Consider the following 19,693-nt stretch of genomic DNA (forward strand, 5'->3'; position numbering starts at 1 on the left):
CACCTCAGGGGGCTCCCGTTCCCGCTCAAGGGGTTGCTCAGGGCGCTTCGGGGCCCGCTCAGGGTGGCCCGGTGCCCGCCCAGGGCGTCCCCGCCCTGCCACACGGCAACACCGTTCCCCCGCAGGGTGCGCCCGTCCCACCTCAGGGGGCTCCCGTTCCCGCTCAAGGGGTTGCTCAGGGCGCTTCGGGGCCCGCTCAGGGTGGCCCGGTGCCCGCCCAGGGCGTCCCCGCCCTGCCACACGGCAACACCGTTCCCCCGCAGGGTGCGGCCGTCCCGCCGCAGGGGGTCGCTGTCCCGCCGCAGGGGGTCGCGGTGCCCCCGCATGGGGTGACCGTGCCGCCGCCCGGTGTGGGCCTGCCGGTTCAGGGGGCCTCCGTGCCGCCGCAGGGCGCCGCCGTGCCCGTTCAGGGCGTTGCCGCCGGTCAGGGCGTGCAGGCCGCCGGGGTCGGGCCGGCCCTCCAGCCGCAGGTGCCGCAGGTCCACCAGCCGGGGCCGGCGCAGGATCCGTCCGGGTACGCCGGGCTGCCCGCCCAGCAGGCCGTCGCCGCCGGTCAGCCGCTGCCGCAGCAAGCCGTGCCGGGACAGGCACCGGCGGGTCAGGGCGCCGTCGCGCCGGAACCCGTTCCCGCGCACCCGGGCACGGCAGCCGCGGCGGAACAGGCCGCTGCCGACCAGGCGCTCCCCGCGGAGGCGGCCCCGGGTCAGGGCACCCCGGCCCAGGGCACTCCCGCCCCGCAGCAGTGGCCCGCGGCCGCCGACACCTCCGGCGCGGGCACGCCCATGCCGCCCAACCCGGCCCCGGCCGGGAACCCCGTACCGCCCCACGGGAGCACGCCGACCCCCGTACCACCACCGAACGCGACCCCGCCGAGCGCCGTGTCCGCGAACGGCGCCGCCGCCCCGGCCCAGGTGCAGGCCCCGGTTCCGGCCCCGGCTCAGCAGCAGGGCGCGCCCGCGCCCGGCGCCCCCCTGCCGCCCGAAGGTGCCGCTCAGGCGCAGCGGGTGGCTCAGCCGTTGCCCGCGGAGGCCGCGGCGCCGGGTGATCCGAACTCGACGCAGGGCCGGGCGATCAGCGTGCGGACGCTGGGGCAGGGCGTACCGTTCAACCGGCAGGCGGCCCAGGTGCAGCAGCCCTCGGCCACGCCTCCGCCGCACCAGCCGGGTGGCTCGGGTCGTCGTCGCAAGCTCGGTACGCCTCCCGACCCGGCCACGCGGCCGGAGCAGGCCGCCCGCCCGCACCCGCCGGCCGAGCAGCCCGCGCAGGCGCCCGCCCAGCCGCAGCCGCAGCACTCGATGGCGGGGCAGTCCCGGCTCGCGCCGGGGACCGAGGGCGCCGGACGGTCGTACGCGATCGGCGCGCCGGACGAGAACGCCGCTGAGGGGCCCGAGCCGCTGGACGGTCCCGGCGGGGCCGTCGAGGTGGCCGATCCGCCGCGGCCGCAGCCGATGGACGACGAACTGCCGCCGGAGCCGCTGGACAACCCTCGTCGGCTGCTGGTGTGGCCCGCGCCGGACGTCAGCACGCAGCAGGCGCTGAGCGACCGTGGTTACCGGCCCGTCATCGTGCACTCCCGCGAGGAGGTCGACGCGCAGATCGCGGCCTTCCCCGCCGCGCTCTTCGTCGACCCGCTGACCGGGCCGATCACGCGGACCGCGCTTCAGTCGCTGCGCCAGGCGGCGGTGGCGGCCGAGGTGCCGGTGCTGGTCACGGCCGGTCTGGGGCAGGCCTCACGGGATGCGGCGTACGGCGCCGATCCCGCCGTCCTGCTGAAGGCGCTGGCGCCGCGGGACAGTGAGCAGCACCCGCCGCGCGTGCTGCTGATCGAGGAACACGCGGAGATAGCGCTGGCGCTGACCGCGACGCTGGAGCGGCGCGGGATGCAGGTGGCGCGGGCCGCGAGCGACGCGGACGCGGTGACGCTGGCAGGGCAGTTCCGGCCGAACCTCGTGGTGATGGACCTGATGCAGGTGCATCGGCGCAGGGCAGGGATCGTCGACTGGCTGCGCGCGAACGGGCAGCTCAACCGCACCCCGCTCGTCGTCTACACCGCCGCCGTCGACCAGGCCGACCTGCCGCGGCTGGCCTCGGGCGAGACGGTGCTGTTCCTCGCGGAGCGGTCCACCAGCAGCGAGGTGCAGGTACGGATCGTCGACCTGCTGGCCCGGATCGGGATCAACTGACCGACCGTCGTGCGTCGTGACTGGTCAACCGACGACCGTCGTGCGTCAGCCGGTCAGCTGATGCACCGTCGTGCGTCGACTGACCGACCGATCTACCGTCCTGCGTCAACTGATCAACTGACCGACCGCCGTACGCAGCCGAGCACCTCGTCTCGACTCGTCGGCGCCGGTCCGGCAGGGTGAGCGATCAACAGACCGGTCGGCGTGCCGCGCCGCTCAGCGGGCGACCAGTCGGCGGGCCGCCTCCCTGACCGAGGCGCGCAGGCGGTCGCGGTCGGTGTCGTCGGTGCCCGCGACGATGCGGCGCATCTGCGGGACCACGGCGGCCCAGTTGGCCAGTGCGATGAGCAGGAAGAGCAGATCGCGGGCCGGGATCGCGTCGGTGATCACGCCCCGGTCCTGGCCGTCGCGGAGGGCTGCGATCTTGCTGCGGTAGTGCTCCTGGCGTTCGGCCTCGTCGGGCAGCTCGTGTGCGCTGCCGTACTCCAGGCCCTCCCAGATGAGCAGGCGCAGCACCTCGGGGTGGGCGGCGTGGTAGTCCATGACCCGGTCGATCCAGTTCTCGATGTCGTCCGGGTCGACGGGCACGGCGACGGCCAGGTCGAGCATGGACTTCTCCAGGACCCGGGCGAACAGCTCCGCCTTGTTGCCGAAGTAGGCGTAGATCAGCTGCTTGTTGGCCTTCGCCTCGGTCGCGATGCGGTCGATGCGGGCGCCGGCGATGCCGTGGCGGGCGAACTCGGCGGTCGCCGCCTCGAAGATCCGGGCCCTGGTGGCCTCGGGGTCCCTTGCTGCCATGGGGCCAGGGTAGCGCGGCAGGTAACCAACCATTTGGTTGACAGGGAATGCCCGGGGCGCCGGGACTGTTCAACCCTTCAGCCAACCAACTGGTTGGTTGTTGGAGTTGGCTCCAACCGTCCCCGAGCAAGGCTCGAAGGAGTCCCCCGCTCATGTCCTCAGCAACGACCGTCCGCCCGGCCTCCGCCCCCACGCCGCGCCGCACCCCGCCCCCGGCCGTCTTCCTCACCCTCCTCGCGGTGTGCAGCGCGGTCACGGCGGCCAACATCTACCTCGCCGCCCCGCTGCTCTCCCTGATGGCCCGCGACTTCGGTTCCACGCCCTCGGCCGTGGCCTGGATCGCCTCGATCGCGCAGCTCGGCTACGCCGTCGGCCTGCTCCTCTTCGCCCCGCTCGGCGACAGCGCCAACCGCCGTCGCCTCGTCGGCGCCCTCACCCTGGTCACCGCGGCCGGTCTGGTCGCCAGCGCGGCGGCACCCGGGGCGACCGCGCTGGCCGCCGCCGTGTTCGTCGCCTCGGCCGCGACCGTCGTCCCGCAGCTGCTCGTCCCGCTCGTCGCCGAATGCGCCCCCGCCGACCGGCGCGCCCGCCATGTCGCGACCGTGATCGCCGGGCTGTTCACGGGCATCGTCGCGGCCCGTGTGCTCGGCGGACTGGCCGGTCAGGCCTTCGGCTGGCGGTGGGTGTTCGCGGGCGCGGCCGTGCTGACCGCCGTACTGGGACTGGCGACCGCGTACGTCCTGCCCTCAGAGCGGCGGCGGGACGGCTCCCTGCTCTCGGCCCTGGCCACCCTGCCCGGTCTCGTCCGCCGCTCGCCCGACCTGTGGCGCGCGTGCGTGCGGCAGGCCGGGATGTTCGGGGCGTGGAGCGCGCTGTGGACCTCGCTCGCGCTGCTGCTGACGGGACCCGCCTACGGCCTGTCCACCGCCACCGCCGGGCTCTTCGGCCTGTTCGGGCTGACGGCCAGCGCGGTGGCACCGCTGGCGGGCGGCCTGGTCGACCGGTTCGGCGCCGCCGAGGTCGTTCGGTCGGCGTATCTGCTCGCGGCCGTGTCCGTGCCGCTGTTCTGGCTGGGCGGGCAGGTGATCGCGGCCCTGTTCGTCGCCGCCATCGCGATCCACGCGGCCCTCGTCGCCTCGCATGTCGCCAACCAGACGCTGGCCCTGACCACGACGTCCACCCCGGCCACCGCCAACACCGCGTACGTCGTCGCGGGCTTCGCCGGCGGCGCCGCCGCCTCGGCCCTCGCGGGGTACGCCTTCAGCCACGCCGGCTGGGGCGGGGTGTGCGCGGTGGCCGGGGTGTGGCTGGTGCTGGGGTGGGGGGCGACGGCTGGGCGGCGGTGAGGGCACGGGCCGGGACGCCCTGGCGGGGCGGCTGGTGACGCCCGGCCGTTGGAGGGTGACGGCACGGGCCGGGGGTGACACCCCGGCCCGTTCAAGGGTGATCGCACGGGCCGGGCGATGGTGATGCCCCGGCCGCACGGCGGCGAGGCCTTCAGCCGTAGCGGGTTCAGGCACGGGCCCGGCACTGTGATGCCCCGGCCGCACGGCGGCGAGGCCTTCAGCCGTACGGCGGTGACGGCACGGCCTACCGGGTCTGCCCCCGGGCTGTACGGCGGTGAGGCCCCGGGCCGCACGGCGCGAAACCCCCCGGCCGATGAGTGGGACGCCCTCGGCCGGACTGCGCGCGTAGGGGCGACGCCCCAGCCCGGCCTCGAAGGCCCGACTCGCGACGCCCCGCCGGTTTCAGAGCTTGGTGACGTCCAGCTCGCCCTGTGCGTACTGCCTGCGCAGCACCTTCTTGTCGAACTTGCCGACGCTCGTCTTCGGCACCGACTCGATGATCGTCCAGCGCTCCGGGAGCTGCCACTTGGCGATCTTCCCCTCGTCGGCGAGGAAGGCGCGCAGCGTCTCGAAGTCGGCGGTCGCGCCCTCCTTGAGGACGACCGTGGCCAGCGGGCGCTCGCCCCACTTGTCGTCGGGGACGGCGACGACCGCCGCCTCGGCGACGTCCGGGTGGGACATCAGGGCGTTCTCCAGCTCCACCGAGGAGATCCACTCGCCGCCCGACTTGATGACGTCCTTGGCGCGGTCGGTGAGGGTGAGGAAGCCGTCGGCGGAGATCGTGCCGACGTCGCCGGTCTTCAGCCAGCCGTCCTCGCTGAACTTGTCGGCCGGGCGCAGGGGTTCGCCGTCGGGGCCGTTGTAGTAGGCGCCGGCGATCCACGGGCCGCGGACCTCCAGCTCGCCGGCGGACTCGCCGTCCCAGGGGAGGCGCTCGCCGCCCGGGCCGGTCAGGCGGGCCTCGACGCCGGCCGGGAAACGGCCCTGGGTGAGGCGGTAGGCGAACTCCTTCTCGGTGCCGACCGCCTGGGCCGGGGGACGGGCGACCGTGCCCAGCGGGGAGGTCTCCGTCATGCCCCAGGCGTGGCAGACGCGCATGCCCAGCTTGTCGAACGCCTCCATCAGGGCGGGCGGACAGGCGGAGCCGCCGATGGTGACCTGGGTGAGGGAGGAGACGTCCCTGGGCTTGGCGGTCAGCTCGGCGAGCAGACCCTGCCAGATGGTGGGGACGGCCGCCGCGTGCGTCGGCTTCTCGGTCTCGATCATCTCGGCGAGGGGCGCCGGCTGGAGGAAGCGGTCCGGCATCAGCAGGTTCACGCCGGTCATGAAGGTCGCGTGCGGCAGCCCCCAGGCGTTGACGTGGAACTGCGGGACCACGACCAGCGAGGTGTCCTGGTCCGTCAGCCCCATGGACTGGGCCATGTTGACCTGCATGGAGTGCAGGTAGATGGACCGGTGGCTGTAGACGACGCCCTTCGGGTCACCGGTGGTGCCGGAGGTGTAGCACATGGCGGCCGCCTGGCGCTCGTCCAGCTGCGGCCAGTCGTACGTGGTCGGCTTCCCCGCGACGAGGTCCTCGTATTCGTGCACCCGCGCGGTCGCGTCCGCGAGCAGGGAACGGTCGCCCGGCCCGGAGACCACCACGTGCTCCACCGTCCTCAGGTGCGGCAGCAGCGGGGCGAGCAGGGGCAGCAGCGAACCGTTGGCGATGATCACCCGGTCGGCCGCGTGGTTGACGATCCAGGCCAGCTGCTCGGCCGGCAGGCGCAGGTTGAGGGTGTGCAGGACCGCGCCCATGGAGGGGATCGCGAAGTAGGCCTCCACGTGCTCGGCGTTGTTCCACATGAGCGTGGCCACACGGTCGTCGTCGGCCACCCCGAGGTCCTCGCGCAGCGCGTGCGCCAGCTGGGCCGCGCGGGAGCCGATCTCGGCGTAGGAGCGGCGGTGCGGCTCGCCCTCACCGGTCCAGGTGGTCACCCGCGATGACCCGTGGATCGTCGACCCGTGGGTCAGAATCCTCGAGATCAGCAGCGGTACGTCCTGCATGGTGCTCAGCACGGCGTCCTCCCGGATGGCGACATCGCCTACGCGGCGGTAAGGGTTGCGCTGATTCTGCGCACATACCGCGCGGTATGTCACTACTCCCGGGTGATCGATCAGGTGACGTTACGCCACGCTCCGGCGCACCGTCGCCCGACGTTTCGGCGCACTACCGAACAAGCCCCAGCTCAGGATCGTCCCGCAGCTTGCCCAGCGCCCGCGACACGGCCGACTTCACCGTGCCGACGGAGACGCCGAGCACCTCGGCGGTCTGGGCCTCGCTGAGGTCCTCGTAGTACCTCAGGACGACCATCGCCCGCTGCCGCGCCGGCAGCCGCATGATCGCCCGCCACATCGCGTCGCGGAGCGCCTGCCGCTCCGCCGGGTCGTCGTCGTGTCCGGGCAGGGGCTCCGGTTCGGGCAGCTCGTCGGTCGCGAACTCGTCGACCTTGCGCTTGCGCCACTGCGACGTCCGCGTGTTCAGCAGCGCGCGGCGCACGTAGCCGTCGAGCGCGCGGTGGTCCTCGATGCGCTCCCAGGCGACGTACGTCTTGGTGAGCGCGGTCTGCAGCAGGTCCTCCGCGTCGCACGGGTTCCCGGTCAGCGACCTGGCGGTACGCAGCAACACCGGCTGCCGGGCCCTCACGTACGACGTGAACGACGGGTAGGGGAGGGTGTGCGTCACTGGTGCCGCGGCCGTCGCCGGTGCCGGGGCCGTCGCCGGTGCGGCGGCCTTCGAAGCGCTGGTGCAGACGGGTGTGGTCATGGCTCAACGCTATGAGCGGGAGGGTCTCCGGCGGATCGGCCGCAGGTGCCGAAGACGAGTCCCCCTCAGGTTGTAGGGGCAGGGCCGGCCGCACCTCCTGAAGGTGGACGGGAGGGGGATGCCTACTGCGGGTTCACCCCTGGGGGTTCGGCCCCTGGGGGTTCGCGCCGTGGGTTTCGCTCGGTGATTCGCCTCGGGAGGTGAGGGAGGAAGCGCGCAGGAGGACTGGCACGGGAGCGACCGCTCGGGAGGTCGTGGCGGGTGCGCGGCCGCCGAGGTCCCTGCCTGGCCTCAGTCGTCCGCCGTGAGCACCACACCAGATGTCGGTACGCCCGTGCCCGCAGTCACCAGGACGCGCCGGGCCTCCGGTATCCGGTTCACCGCGGTCCCCCTGATCTGCCGGACCGCCTCCGCGATGCCGTTCATTCCGTGCAGGTAGGCCTCCCCGAGCTGTCCCCCGTGCGTGTTGAGCGGAAGCCGCCCCTCGGCCACGAAGTCCGCCGCCTCGCCGGGCGCGCAGAAGCCGAACTCCTCCAGCTGCATCAGCACGAACGGGGTGAAGTGGTCGTACAGGATCCCCACGTCGATGTCCTGCGGCCCCAGCCCCGCCGTCCGCCACAGCTGCCGGGCCACCACGCGGCTCTCGGGCAGGCCTGTCAGGTCGTCGCGGTAGAAGCTCGTCATCTGCTCCTGCGCGCGTCCCGCGCCCTGGGCGGCCGCCGCGACCACGGCGGGCGGATGCGGCAGGTCACAGGCCCGCTCCAGGGACGTGACGACGAGCGCCTGTCCGCCGTCCGTCTCCTGGCAGCAGTCCAGCAGCCGCAGCGGCTCGACGATCCACCGGGAGGCGGCGTGGTCGGCGAGGGTGATGGGTCTGCCGTGGAAGTACGCCGCCGGGTTGGTCGCCGCGTACGCGCGGTTCACCACGGCCACCTGCCCGAACGCCTCCGGCGTCAGCCCGTGCGCGTGCAGGTACCGCTGGGCCGCCATCGCCACCCACGAGGCCGGGGTGAGCAGACCGAACGGCAGCGACCAGCCGAGCGCCGCGCCCTCCGCCGACGGTTCCCGCTGCCGGACCCCGGAGCCGAAGCGCCGACCCGACCGCTCGTTGAACGCGCGGTAGCAGACGACCACCTCCGCGATGCCCGCGGCTATCGCGAGCGCGGCCTGCTGGACGGTCGCGCAGGCCGCACCGCCGCCGTAGTGGACGCGGGAGAAGAAGGACAGCTCGCCGATCCCCGCCGCCTGAGCCACGGTGATCTCCGGGCTGGTGTCCATGGTGAACGTGACCATCCCGTCCACGTCGGCCGGTGCCAGACCGGCGTCGTCCAGCGCGGCACGCACCGCCTCCACGGCCAGCCGCAGCTCGCTGCGCCCCGAGTTCCTGGAGAACTCCGTGGCCCCGATCCCGACGATCGCCGCACGGCCGCCGAGCCTGTCACGGGTGTGCAGGGTCATGGCGGGCTCCTGTGGGGGTGCCTGGTTGTGTGGTGGAGCGGCTGTGCGGTGGAGTGGCGGTCGTCGGCGGGACGGTGGCTCTCGGCGGGAGGGCGGCCTTCCGTCGGTGCGGCAGCCGTCGGGGCGGCACAGGTCGGTGGGGCAGCGGCCGTCGGCGCGGCGGCGGTTGTCGGGGCAGCGGCGGTTGTCGGGGCAGCGGCCGTCGGCGGGAGGGTCACCGTCACCGTCCCGGTGACGTGGCGGCCGATGCCGTTCGACCCGAGGACCCGCACCGTCGCCGTGTCTCCGGCGATGTCCTCGACCGTCCCCGTCAGCACCAGGGTGTCGCCGGGGTAGTTGGGGGCGCCCAGCCGTATGGCCACCCGTCGCAGCACGGCCCGGGGGCCGAGGTGGTCCGTGATGTAGCGGCCGACCAAGCCGTTCGTCGTCAGGATGTTCATGAAGATGTCGGGGGAGCCCTTCTGCCGGGCCAGCTCGGCGTCGTGGTGCACGTCCTGGAAGTCCCGGGAGGCGATCGCCCCCGCCACGATCAGCGTGCGGGTGATCGGGATCTCCAGGGGCGGGAGGTGGTCGCCGACGCGCAGCCCGGCCGGTGCCGAAGAGGCCGGCTCGCCGCCGGCGGTCATGGGCTCACCCCCTGGAACACCGGCAGCACCGACTCGTCGTCGTACCGGCGGAATCGGAGCCGTACCGGCATGCCGATGCGCACCTTGTCGTACGGCACCCCCACGACGTTGCTGATGATCCGCACCCCCTCCGCGAGTTCGATCAGGGCCACGGAGTAGGGAGGGGCGAAAGCCGGGAAGGGCGGATGGTGCACCACCACGTAGGAGAAGACCCTGCCCTCGCCGCTCGCCTCGACCGTGTCCCACTCCGGGCAGCCGCAGGCGCTGCAGCCCGGCAGCCAGGGGAAGCGCAGCGAGCCGCAGCCGGTGCACCGCTGGATCAGCAGCTCGTGCCGGTCCACGCCCTCCCAGAAGCCGGCGTTGTCCCGGTTGACGACGGGGCGGGGCCGTCGTTCCTCCGGTGCTTCCCGACGGCGGTCGGAAGTGGGGACAGTCGCGAGGGCTGGGGCGCGGGCGGAGGCGCGAGCAGGCGCCCGGGCAGGGGCGTACTTGAGGATGCGGAAGCGGTGGGTGCCCGCGAGTTCGCCTCCGGCCCGGATGTCGGTGCGGGTGGTGACGAAGTATCCCGTCCCCAGCTTGGTGCTCTTGCGGTCCGACACCGACTCGACGACCGCGTCGAAGGTGATCTCGTCGCCGGGTCGCAGGGGCCGCACGTACTCCTGCTCGCAGTCGGTGGCGACGACCGCCGTGCACCCCGCCTCGTCGAGGAGGCCGAGCAGCTCGTCGTACGCGTCCGTCCGGCCCGTGTGGCCGGAGAGGCCGCCCATCGTCCACACCTGGAGCATGGTCGGCGGAGCGACGGCTCGTGGCCCCTGGTACGCGGGATTGCTGTCATCCATCGCCTCGCACCAGTGCCGGATCATGGGCTCGTTGACGGGATCCCTGCCCACCGCGGCGACCGTCGCCGCCCGCCCCTCGTAGGCCTTCAGCCGCCTGGTGAGCTCCTCGCTCACCTCCGGCTCACCGTTCACGCTTCCCCCTCGTCGTCCCGTCCGCATCGCGTTGACACTTCTGGTACACCGCGACCCCCGATCCGGTTCCCACGACCTCGACGAGAGTTTCTGACTATGCGTCAGATTTCTGACTCTCCGCCAGACGGCTTGAGCTGTCAAGGTGCGAGCAGGGCGCCCGCAGGGAACACACGCACGGGAGAACCCCCTCACCGCACACACGAAGAACGCCTGCGCGGCGGCACCGAAGTACCGCCGCGCAGGCGATCTCACCCTTGAAAGCACATCCACAGAAGTCGGGAGCCGGCGCCGCCGCACCGGCCCCGTCAGCTCGTCACCACAGCGGTGTGAAGCTGACGGCCACGTTGTCGTGGCCCTGGTTGACGGCCGTGAACGTGGAGCCGTTTACCTGGGTGGTCTTGCTTTCGTTCGAGGCGCCGGAACCGACGGCCTGCTGCTGGGTCGTGGCGGAGGTGCCGAAGTTGTCACCGCCGACGCCACTGCCGGCGACGCCCGCCACGGCGTTCGTGACGGCCGCGCCGGCTCCGTCGTCCGCGATCGCGCCGTTGTCCGCCGCCGCGGCACCGGCGAACAGGGCGGCCGCGAGTGGAAGGGCGCAGACCGCGGCGATGAGACGGGCGGTATGGATGTCTGTCAATGTCTGTCCTCCAGAACCAGGTTCCCTATGGGCATGTGTGGCCGTGAGTGCGTGGAGTACGGCTTCCACCAGGGCAGTTGGCCGACCGCCCCGGTGCTGTGCACGATGTCGCGAGATCAGACTTGCCCACCGAATTCCGGCGAACCACCTTGGAAGCCTCGATTCGCACGCAAGCGTGAGGACATGTCGATAAACCCCTTTGCACCCCTTGTGCCCCAACAGGGAGCCCCAGGGATGGTTCGATCCCAGGCGCCGCAACAGACGAAGCGTTCCGGCACACTTCCCGCCCGACCTCTCACGCGGACGCGCCGCACCCCACCCCCTTCCCTTTTTCGAACGTACGTACGAAAATGAAGTCATGGCCACCACCAACCGGCAGGCCACGACGCTGGCCCTCGCGCACGCCCTGTCAGCCGCCGAACGCGGACTGGCCGTCCTCCCCCTGTCCCGGACGAAGCTCCCGGCCCTGCGCTCCCCGCACCGCGATGACGCGGACCCGGTGGGCCGGCCCTGCCACGGCGAGTGCGGCCGCTTCGGCCACGGCGTCTACGACGCCTCCACCGACCCCGCCCGCATCCGCGAACTGTTCGCCGCCGCCCCGTGGGCGACCGGCTACGGCATCGCCTGCGGACTGCCCCCGCACCACCTGATCGGCATCGACCTGGACGTGAAGACGGGCACGGACTCCTCGGCGGCGCTGCGCGAACTGGCCCTGCGGCACCTGTTCACGATCCCGCCCACCGTGGTCGTGGTGACCCCCTCCGGCGGCCGTCACCTGTGGCTGAGCGGTCCGCCCGACGTCGTCGTCCCCAACTCCGCGGGCCGCCTCGCCCCCGGCATCGACATCCGTGGCGCCGGCGGCTACCTCGTCGGCCCGGGGTCCCGTACGGACCACGGCGCGTACGCCGCCGCCCCCGGCACCGCGCATCTGCCCCCCGCCGCCTGCCCGTCGGCCCTCCTGCGCCTGCTCCTCCCGCCGCCCCGCGCGCCCCACCCCGAGCACCACTCCGCGCCCCCGTCGATGAACGGCCACGGCCAGGGCCTGGTCCAGTTCGTCCTCGCGGCGCACGAGGGCCAGCGCAACACCCGCCTGTTCTGGGCGGCCTGCCGCGCCTACGAGGACGGCATCGGCCCCGCCCTCGTCGAACCGCTGGTCGACGCGGCCCTCAACACCGGCCTCTCCGAACGCGAGGCGCGCGCGACGATCACGTCGGCAGCGCGGATGACGGGCCATCGGCCCTGAGGGAGGAAGCGGCCAGGGCGACCCCCCAAGCAGTGGCGTGCGCGGGGAGCTCCCATCCCGCCTGCCATCGCCCAGGCAGAGCGGTGTGTAGGTCGACGGCAGACGGGATGGGAGCTGGGGAGAGTGGTGGGTCGAGGTGGCTTGGCAGACGCACGCTATCCACGGGCGGCGAAGCATGCGAGCAGCCCTGCTCCGACTCCCAGGACAATCAGTTGCACGACGCCCGGAATCCGCCATCCCAGGACAAGAAGACCACCGCCTGTGACGACTGCGCCGCCGACCAGGAGCCACATTCCCCGCAACGCCTCCCTGGGCGCATCGGGCGGATTGTCGCTGTCATAGGCGTCAGCCCAGCCAGTCATCCCGTAGCGGATGAACAGCAAATAAGCGATGACCATCAGGTCGATGACGAGAAGCGCCACGCTGACACCGATCTGCTCACCGGTCGACGGCGCACCTCCGGGCCTCATACCCACCACCGTTCCGGCTGCTGGTGACATCCCGTTGACCGCATGCCGCCCAGCATGCTGGTGTGGCAGGCATTGCACATGAGCACAGCTACTCAGACGCGCCGCTCCCATCGGAACCGTCCGGTGATCGGGCGACCGCCCCAGCCGTACCCGATCGAGCGGGAGACCACGGGGAACAGCGGGCAGTGATGGTAGCCGAGCAAGAGAACGGCCCCTGACCTAACACCCAGGTCAGGGGCCGTTCTCACTGCTCTCAGCGCGGAGGCGGTGGGATTTGAACCCACGGTGACATCGCTGCCACGACGGTTTTCAAGACCGTTCCCTTCGGCCGCTCGGGCACGCCTCCCCGCGCCTGCCGTGATCGGCGGCGCGGGGACAAGGGTAACGGGTCCACACGCGCGTGCGTGGGTCAGTTGTCGCCCACGCGGGAGCCCAGGGTCAGTTCGACCGTGTGCTCCTTGCCGCCGCGCTCGTAGGTGATCGTGACCTTGTCGCCGGGCTTGTGGGTCCAGATCTCGCCGATCAGGGTCGGGCCGGAGTCGATCACCCGGTCGTCGAGCTTGGTGATGACGTCGCCGGGCCTGAGGCCGGCCTTGTCGGCGGGGCCACCCGGCTCCACCGCCTCGGAGCCGCCGGCGCCCTGGTCGGTGATCTGCGCGCCCTGGGAGCCCTCCTCCAGGGAGACGGACGCGCCGATCTTCGCGTACACCGGCTTGCCCGTCTTGATCAGCTGCTGGGCGACGTACTTCGCCTGGTTGATCGGGATGGCGAAGCCCAGGCCGATCGAACCGGACTGGCCGGTCCCGAAGCCGCCGTTGCCGGTGGACTGGATCGCGGAGTTGATACCGATGACGTTGCCCTGCGCGTCCAGCAGCGGCCCGCCGGAGTTGCCCGGGTTGATCGACGCGTCGGTCTGCAGGGCGCTCATGTACGAGGCCTGGCTGCCGGTGCCGTCGCTGGAGGCCACCGGACGGTTCTTGGCGCTGATGATGCCCGTGGTGACCGTGTTGGACAGGCCGAAGGGGGCGCCGATCGCGATCGTCGAGTCGCCGACGGCCACCTTGTCGGAGTCGCCCAGGGTGAGCGGCTGGAGGTCGGACGGGGCGTTCTTGAGCTTGATGACCGCGACGTCGTAACCCTGCGCGTTGCCGACCACCTCGGCGTCGTACTTCTTGCCGTTGGGGAAGGTCGCGGTGAGCTTGCCGCCGTCGACGGCGCCCGCCACCACATGGTTGTTGGTGACGATGTGGCCCTGCTTGTCGAAGACGAAGCCGGTGCCGGTGCCGCCCTCGCCGCTGTCGCTCTCGGCCTCGATGGTGACCGTGCTGGGCAGCGCCCTGGCGGCCACGGCGGCGACCGTGCCCGGGTCGCGCTTGACGTCGCCGCCGCTGGTGGAGGCGGACACGGTCGTCGAGCCGGACGTGTCGTCGTTGTTCCTGGCCAGCGTGTAGCCGAGGCCGCCGCCCAGGCCGCCCGCGACCAGCGCGGCCACCAAGGTCGCGGCCACGAGGCCACCGCGCCGGCGACCGGGCTTCGGCTCCGGCGGCTGGTACGAGGATCCCCAGCCGCCCGCGCCGCCACCGGCGCCGCCGTCGCCGTACGACGGGGTGGCCGGCGGCGGGGGCGGCGGCCAGGAGGGGTCGGGGGCCGAACCGGAACCGCCGGGCATCGGCCCGGGCGCCGAGCCGTGGCCCGCCTGGTCCGGGGTGCCCTGCGCCTGTGCGCCGGGTGCGCTCGCCGGAGCCGGGGGGACCGGAGGCGTGCTGCCGGTGCCTGCGGCCGGAGCCGTGCCCTCCTGGGACGGCTGAGCAGCGGGAGCATCCACCGGCACGGGGGGTGCGGACGGGGCCGGGGGTACCGCGGTGCCCTCGTTCTCGGTGCTCACAGCTTCTCTCCTCGATCCACGGCTGTTGTCCTCAATCGCACTCGGTCGCACTCACTCACGCTCGTTCACGCTGGTCGACGGTCCGGCGCGATGCAGCTGCGCATGTCCTTTTGTATGCCGTCAGCTTTTCCCATGGGCCGTCAGGGCACCATAAGCGGTGGCTGTGGGTCCGAGGCCATTCTTTATATAGGGCATTCTTCACGGAAAGGACGCAATCACAGTGCCTCCGTCCGGACCGCCGCATCCGCCGAATCCGTCCGACCGGACGTCTACCCGCACGTGGTGGCACCATGACGCGGTGACCCACGCACGGCAGCACCCGATTCAAGTCGTCGCCCACCGCGGGGCCTCCGAGGACGCCCCGGAGCACACCCTGGCCGCGTACCGGAAGGCCATCGAGGACGGCGCCGACGCCCTCGAGTGCGATGTGCGCCTGACGGCCGACGGGCACCTCGTGTGCGTCCACGACCGACGTGTCAACCGTACGTCCAACGGCCGCGGAGCGGTCTCGGCGCTGGAGCTCTCGGACCTCGCCGCCCTGGACTTCGGTTCCTGGAAGACGCGGGACGGCTTCCGGGGCCGTGACGAGGAGCCCGACTGGGAGCACCGCCCGGAGGACCGCGAGGCGACCTCCGTCCTCACCCTGGAGCGGCTCCTCGAACTCGTCGCCGACGCCGGGCGCCGGGTGGAGCTGGCCATCGAGACCAAGCACCCCACGCGCTGGGCGGGCCAGGTCGAGGAACGGCTGCTGGTGCTGCTGAAGAGGTTCGGCCTCGACGCCCCGGCCTCGCCTGAGGAGTCCCCGGTGCGCGTGATGAGCTTCTCGGCGCGCTCGCTGCACCGCGTGCGTGCCGCCTCGCCGACGCTGCCGACGGTCTACCTGATGCAGTTCGTCTCCCCCCGGCTGCGCGACGGACGGCTGCCCCTGGGCGTCGGGATCGCGGGCCCCTCGATCCGCATCGTGCGCAGCCACCCGGTGTTCGTCGAGCGCCTGAAGCGGGCCGGTCACCAGGTGCACGTGTGGACGGTGAACGAACCGGAGGACGTGCGGCTGTGCGTCGGCCTCGGCGTCGACGCCATCATCACCAACCGCCCGCGCGCGGTCCTCGACCAGCTCGGCCGGTGATCGCCACAGAGATCACACGTGCCCCACATTTACCGCAAGCCTCTTGACCCCCACCCCAAGCGGCCAGCATCCTCACGTCTCGGCCACACCGACGAAATTCAGCCACACGATTACAGGGTGTGCTCCGGCGCGTTCGTTCCGTGTTCGATCGTCGCGAATGCGTCTCCGGACGGCGATTGGCCGGTTTCCGGTACAGGCCAATGGGGCATCCACACCGTGGCGTGGGGCAAAGGAGGTCTCGGGGGTGGCGTTGGTGGTGGCACAGGAGGTGCCCACGTCGTCGAGCATGGCCGTACCCCATGGCCCTGCGGGCGTGGGGGAAGCCAGGCACCGTATGCGTGATCAATTGCGCAGAGGTGGCGTGGCGGATTCGGTCATCGACGATGCCGTACTGATCCTTTCCGAACTGCTCAGCAACGCCTGCAAGCACGGCAGGCCGCTGGGGGACGCCCTGGCCGGGGACGGCGACGTGCGCGCCGCGTGGCGCGTGGACCCGACCGGTCGGCTCATCGTCGAGGTCACGGACGGCGGCGGCCCGACCCGCCCGGCGCCGGCCACCCCGTCGGTCACCGCGCACGGCGGCCGCGGGCTGAACATCATCACCGCGCTGGCCGACGACTGGGGCGTACGGGACGACGTGCGGGGCGAGGTCACGGTGTGGGTGGTCGTCCACGACGACGTGTACGACCCGGACGCCGGCCACCGCCGCGACGACTTCGCGACTCGGGTCACGGCCCCGGCGGTGTCCGACATACCCGGGCTCGACTTCGCGGACGCGTTCGAGGACGTGGACTGAGACGCGTACCCAGCGGACCAAGACATGTGTTGGCTCGAGGACATGGACTGAGACGCGTACCGAGCGGACCGAGACACGTACCGAGCGGACCGAGACACGTACCGAGCGGACCGAGACACGTACCGAGACGTGTCCTGGCCTCAGGGCGTGGACTGAGACGCAGCCTCCTTCCAGGGGGCCTCGCCGCGGATTCCCCACCGACGACGACCGGTGAGGCCGCCCGCCGGACGCGTTGTCCACAGACTCCCCGTTGTCCACAGGACCCCGTCGCTGCGGGCGCGAACGGCTAGGCTCCCGCCCGTACGAGACGAGCCGTAACCGGGAGACACCCACGATGGCCAAGAAGCGACCTCAGACGAAGGCCAAGCGCCCGCAGCTCACGGACGGAGAGATCCCGGTCGTCGGCGCCCGCGAGCCCTGCCCCTGCGGCAGCGGCCGCCGTTACAAGGCCTGCCACGGCCGGGCCGCCGCGCAGGCCGTGACCGAGCTGGTGCACCGGCCCTTCGAGGGCCTGCCGGGCGAGTGCGACTGGGTGGCGCTGCGCGAACTGGTGCCCGCGGCCACCGTCGAGCTGACGCTAAAGGACGGTCTGCCCGAGGGCGTCCCGTCGGTCACGCTGGCCACGGTTCTGCCGATGGCCTGGCCCGCCCTGCGCCGCGAGGACGGCTCGGTGCTGCTGGGCCTGCAGAACGACACCGCCTCCGGCGACATCAGCCGCGACCTCGCCGACACGCTGCTGCGTGCCCTGGAGGCGCAGCCCGGCACGCCGGTGCAGGGCCGCCGCGCCCCGGCCGACGGTCCACGGCTGCAGGACCTGCTCGACCCGGAAGGCGCGTTCGAGCCAGTTGTGCACAGCGGCTTCGAGTTCTGGGTCCCGGACCCGGAGAACGCCACCGCGGAGGTCACCGCGTCCCTGGAGCGGGCCAACGCGGCGGCGATCCCGACCGCCCGGCTGCACGGCGTGGACGCCGCGTACTGGTGCGAGACGCCGGAGAAGAACCACCTGCGCTGGGTCATGCCGCACCCCGAGGAGCAACTTCTGGACGCCCTCGCGCGGCTGCACGCGGCGGGCCGCTCCAGCCTCGGCGACGGCACCCGCCTGGTGGGCTCCTTCCGCGCTCACGGGCTTACCGTGCCCGTGTGGGACCTGCCGAGCGGGGTCGGCGCGCAGGACGTGGAGAAGCCGGCCGCCGAGTTCGCCGAGCGCCTCGCCGAGGCCCTGGCCGAGGACGCGCCGCTCACCGCCGACGAACGCCGGGCCCGCGGTGGCCTGACCAACCGCCAGGTCACACTGAGCTGAGAGACGGCCGCACCCCCGGTCCGGCTGACCGACCGGTCAGCCGGACCAGCGTGGCTCCACGCGGGTGACTGCCCTCACAACTCCCCCCGGACACAAGCCAGTCCGTGACCGGAAAGGTCGAGATCGAATTTGCGAACCGCCGATCTCTTGTTACCGTTCCAGTAGCCCGGTTGCTGGTGCATCCCCCGTCGCCAGCAACCGGGCCCTTCTGTTGGCGGCGTCGCTCACCCACCGCAGCCGCGCGTCAACTACCCGGCCGCGCCGCCGAGTTGGTCGCGTCGCTCCCGTCGTCGCCGTCGTTCCGGTCGCCGCCGTCGCTTCCGGACCGCAGCCGCAGCGGGCCCCGTCCGGCCCGGTCCGCGAACTCCGCGACAGCGGTGTAGGCCGCCGGCTCACCCCGGGTGCGCTCCCGGGGCGTCTCGCACATCCCCGGCTCGTCCCCGGCTCCCACGGCGCAGTGCATCCGCAGACTGCGCCCGCCCGGTCCCATGAGACTGAGGGCGGCCTCCAGCGCGTCGCCGGTGAGGTTGCGGTAGTAGGTGCGCGCCCAGACGTCCTGGGCCTGCGCCATCACACAGGTCTGCGCCTCGATGCCGTCGGGGGAGGTGAGGGCGGGCCCGCAGCGCACGGCGGTGGCCAGGTCGGCATCGAACGGCAGCGGGGACCCGGCGGGTGCGGCGGAGGGCGCCTTGCCGTCGTCGTACGGGGAGGTGCGTACGGGCTCACCTACCGCGGCCCCGCGTTCCGCGGCCTGACGTACCGCCGCGCCGTTCCCCTGGCGCACGGAACCCTCGGACGCCACTGCCAGGGGCAGGGCGACCGCGCACGCCGTCACGGCGCCCGCGAGGGCGAGCAGACGGACTCTTCGGGGGTCCCGGGATCGTCCCCCGGCATGACGCGGCATGGACCCGGAAGATAACGCCCCGGGGCGGGCGCCGGGCTCGGGCGCGCCCGACACCCTCAGAGCTCGGGCGCGCTCACACCCGTACGAGTGAGGGCCTCGACCACGGCGTCCACCACGGCCTCGACATCGGGCACCCACGGTGAGGCGGAGCCGGGCAGCGGCGCGCGCTCCCAGCGGACCTCGCCGTGGCAGGTCTCGGACGGGGGCAGCGCCAGGTAGCCGCCCTCGCCGTGGAAGCGCAGGGAGCCGGGCACGAAGTCCTTGGCGTACAGCAGCTCGCCCAGCTGTTCCATCGAGTACGGCTTCACCAGGATCGACCAGCGGGTCGGCGAGGCCACGACCGGGCCGAGCCGCATGCCGAGCCGGTCGAGCGCGTCCAGGGCGCGGGCGGCCGGCAGCGCGGGCAGCGACACCGCGCAGGGGGCCTTGCCACCGGTGGCCAGGATGATCGGCGCGCCCGGCCGGTTGGCCCACCACCAGCGCACCATGCGCGCGTCGGTCGTGGCCGCGAGGAGCCCGGGGTCGAAGGGATGCGCGCCGGGCACCGTGCAGTCCGGGTCGGGGCAGCCGCAGCGGGAGCCGTCCTGCGGGTCCGCCGCCACGCCCGGGAGTACGGGCCACTGCCATTCCGTCGCGAAGGTCAGGGCCGCGCTGATCACATCAGGCCTCCCGTCCTTCCGCTGGGACAGGAGCCTGCGTCGCCTTCCGAGGATCTCGCGCATGAGCGCTCGTTCCTTTCCGTTGCACGCATGGCAACACCGTGGTCCACATCACATCATGTGTCGATCACTTCACTGTGCGTACCTGTTGGCGCATCACACCCCAGCCGGAGGCAAGGGAAACCCCTATGGGTCGAGCACTGGCTGCATCCGCGGCCGCTGCGCCCATACCGCGTCTGTCACAAGCATGGGCCTGGCGTGGGGTGGCGAAGTCTGGCGTTTTGCCGTCGCGCGTATTTCTCTCCGCCTCCACCACGGGAGGATGGGGCACGGTCGTCGGTGGTTAAGACGCCCGGGTCCGTCACCAGGTTCCGGGTGGTTCCCGACCACCCCTGGCCTTCACCGAGTACGTACCCATCACGACCGCTGTGACGCTCCGTCGAGCAAGCCCAGTCGACCGCAATATGCCGTTGGCTGCGGCTGTT

15 protein-coding genes, 1 tRNA gene and 2 pseudogenes are annotated in these 19,693 nt (G+C 72.5%); 6 read left to right on the top strand and 12 right to left on the bottom strand.

All coding sequences use genetic code 11. The features are described 5' to 3' along the window. Positions 1 to 2,183, top strand: a pseudogene (locus ACFPZJ_RS08680) (nickel transporter); the annotation flags it as partial. A 216-nt stretch (positions 2,184 to 2,399) separates the two neighbouring features. Here ACFPZJ_RS08680 and ACFPZJ_RS08685 read toward each other — a convergent pair. Further along, positions 2,400 to 2,981, bottom strand: a complete 582-nt coding sequence (locus ACFPZJ_RS08685; protein WP_381019261.1) for a TetR/AcrR family transcriptional regulator — start codon at positions 2,979 to 2,981, stop codon at positions 2,400 to 2,402. Between the two features lie 152 nt (positions 2,982 to 3,133). On the opposite strand from ACFPZJ_RS08685, the gene ACFPZJ_RS08690 reads away from it, so the two are divergent. Next, positions 3,134 to 4,327, top strand: coding sequence for an MFS transporter (locus ACFPZJ_RS08690; RefSeq protein ID WP_381019263.1), 1,194 nt, complete (start codon positions 3,134 to 3,136; stop codon positions 4,325 to 4,327). 402 nt (positions 4,328 to 4,729) lie between these two features. On the opposite strand, the gene ACFPZJ_RS08695 is transcribed toward ACFPZJ_RS08690, so the two are convergent. From ACFPZJ_RS08695 to ACFPZJ_RS08720, 6 genes and pseudogenes are all read right to left on the bottom strand, one after another. Next, a complete protein-coding gene (locus tag ACFPZJ_RS08695) occupies positions 4,730 to 6,373 on the bottom strand; it encodes a long-chain fatty acid--CoA ligase (RefSeq protein WP_381020130.1) in 1,644 nt (547 codons plus the stop codon). Positions 6,374 to 6,536: 163 nt separating this feature from the next. Beyond that, positions 6,537 to 7,133 (bottom strand): SigE family RNA polymerase sigma factor, encoded by a 597-nt coding sequence (locus ACFPZJ_RS08700; RefSeq protein ID WP_381019264.1) that lies wholly within the window; start codon positions 7,131 to 7,133, stop codon positions 6,537 to 6,539. A gap of 291 nt (positions 7,134 to 7,424) precedes the next feature. Then, positions 7,425 to 8,591 carry a lipid-transfer protein gene (locus tag ACFPZJ_RS08705; RefSeq protein ID WP_381019266.1) on the bottom strand — a complete coding sequence of 389 codons (1,167 nt, stop codon included), beginning with the start codon at positions 8,589 to 8,591 and terminating at the stop codon, positions 7,425 to 7,427. A gap of 206 nt (positions 8,592 to 8,797) precedes the next feature. Beyond that, a pseudogene (locus ACFPZJ_RS08710) lies at positions 8,798 to 9,175 on the bottom strand (MaoC family dehydratase); the annotation flags it as partial. 38 nt (positions 9,176 to 9,213) lie between these two features. Then, positions 9,214 to 10,215 carry a bifunctional MaoC family dehydratase N-terminal/OB-fold nucleic acid binding domain-containing protein gene (locus ACFPZJ_RS08715; RefSeq protein WP_381019268.1) on the bottom strand — a complete coding sequence of 334 codons (1,002 nt, stop codon included), beginning with the start codon at positions 10,213 to 10,215 and terminating at the stop codon, positions 9,214 to 9,216. A gap of 286 nt (positions 10,216 to 10,501) precedes the next feature. Continuing rightward, the gene (locus tag ACFPZJ_RS08720; protein WP_381019270.1) at positions 10,502 to 10,825 is read right to left on the bottom strand and encodes a hypothetical protein; all 324 of its coding nucleotides are present in this window, start codon (positions 10,823 to 10,825) and stop codon (positions 10,502 to 10,504) included. A 358-nt stretch (positions 10,826 to 11,183) separates the two neighbouring features. Here ACFPZJ_RS08720 and ACFPZJ_RS08725 point away from each other — a divergent pair, with 358 nt between their 5' ends. Then, positions 11,184 to 12,068 (top strand): bifunctional DNA primase/polymerase, encoded by an 885-nt coding sequence (locus tag ACFPZJ_RS08725; RefSeq protein WP_381019272.1) that lies wholly within the window; start codon positions 11,184 to 11,186, stop codon positions 12,066 to 12,068. A 155-nt stretch (positions 12,069 to 12,223) separates the two neighbouring features. Here ACFPZJ_RS08725 and ACFPZJ_RS08730 read toward each other — a convergent pair whose 3' ends face one another. The 3 genes from ACFPZJ_RS08730 to ACFPZJ_RS08740 form a co-directional block, all read right to left on the bottom strand. Then, a complete protein-coding gene (locus tag ACFPZJ_RS08730) occupies positions 12,224 to 12,568 on the bottom strand; it encodes a DUF6234 family protein (protein ID WP_381019273.1) in 345 nt (114 codons plus the stop codon). A gap of 229 nt (positions 12,569 to 12,797) precedes the next feature. Then, positions 12,798 to 12,884, bottom strand: a tRNA-Ser gene (locus ACFPZJ_RS08735). Positions 12,885 to 12,947: 63 nt separating this feature from the next. After that, entirely contained in the window at positions 12,948 to 14,423 is a 1,476-nt protein-coding gene (locus ACFPZJ_RS08740; protein ID WP_381019275.1) for a S1C family serine protease, read from the bottom strand. 298 nt (positions 14,424 to 14,721) lie between these two features. Between ACFPZJ_RS08740 and ACFPZJ_RS08745 the strand changes: the two genes are divergently transcribed. The 3 genes from ACFPZJ_RS08745 to ACFPZJ_RS08755 all read left to right on the top strand — a co-directional run bounded on the left by ACFPZJ_RS08745 (position 14,722) and on the right by ACFPZJ_RS08755 (position 17,645). Beyond that, positions 14,722 to 15,549 (top strand): glycerophosphodiester phosphodiesterase, encoded by an 828-nt coding sequence (locus ACFPZJ_RS08745; RefSeq protein WP_381019277.1) that lies wholly within the window; start codon positions 14,722 to 14,724, stop codon positions 15,547 to 15,549. A 157-nt stretch (positions 15,550 to 15,706) separates the two neighbouring features. Continuing rightward, on the top strand, positions 15,707 to 16,345 hold the full coding sequence (locus ACFPZJ_RS08750; protein WP_381020132.1) for an ATP-binding protein: 639 nt from the start codon (positions 15,707 to 15,709) through the stop codon (positions 16,343 to 16,345). A 334-nt stretch (positions 16,346 to 16,679) separates the two neighbouring features. After that, a complete protein-coding gene (locus ACFPZJ_RS08755) occupies positions 16,680 to 17,645 on the top strand; it encodes a DUF5926 family protein (protein ID WP_381019279.1) in 966 nt (321 codons plus the stop codon). Positions 17,646 to 17,889: 244 nt separating this feature from the next. Here the strand turns inward: ACFPZJ_RS08755 and ACFPZJ_RS08760 are convergent, their stop codons facing one another. Both ACFPZJ_RS08760 and ACFPZJ_RS08765 read right to left on the bottom strand, forming a co-directional pair. Then, entirely contained in the window at positions 17,890 to 18,549 is a 660-nt protein-coding gene (locus ACFPZJ_RS08760) for a hypothetical protein (RefSeq protein ID WP_381019281.1), read from the bottom strand. A gap of 56 nt (positions 18,550 to 18,605) precedes the next feature. Next, a complete protein-coding gene (locus ACFPZJ_RS08765) occupies positions 18,606 to 19,271 on the bottom strand; it encodes a bifunctional DNA primase/polymerase (RefSeq protein WP_381019282.1) in 666 nt (221 codons plus the stop codon). Positions 19,272 to 19,693 lie beyond the last annotated feature (422 nt).

Source organism: Streptomyces bullii (assembly GCF_042657145.1).
Taxonomy (GTDB): Bacteria; Actinomycetota; Actinomycetes; order Streptomycetales; family Streptomycetaceae; genus Streptomyces; species Streptomyces bullii.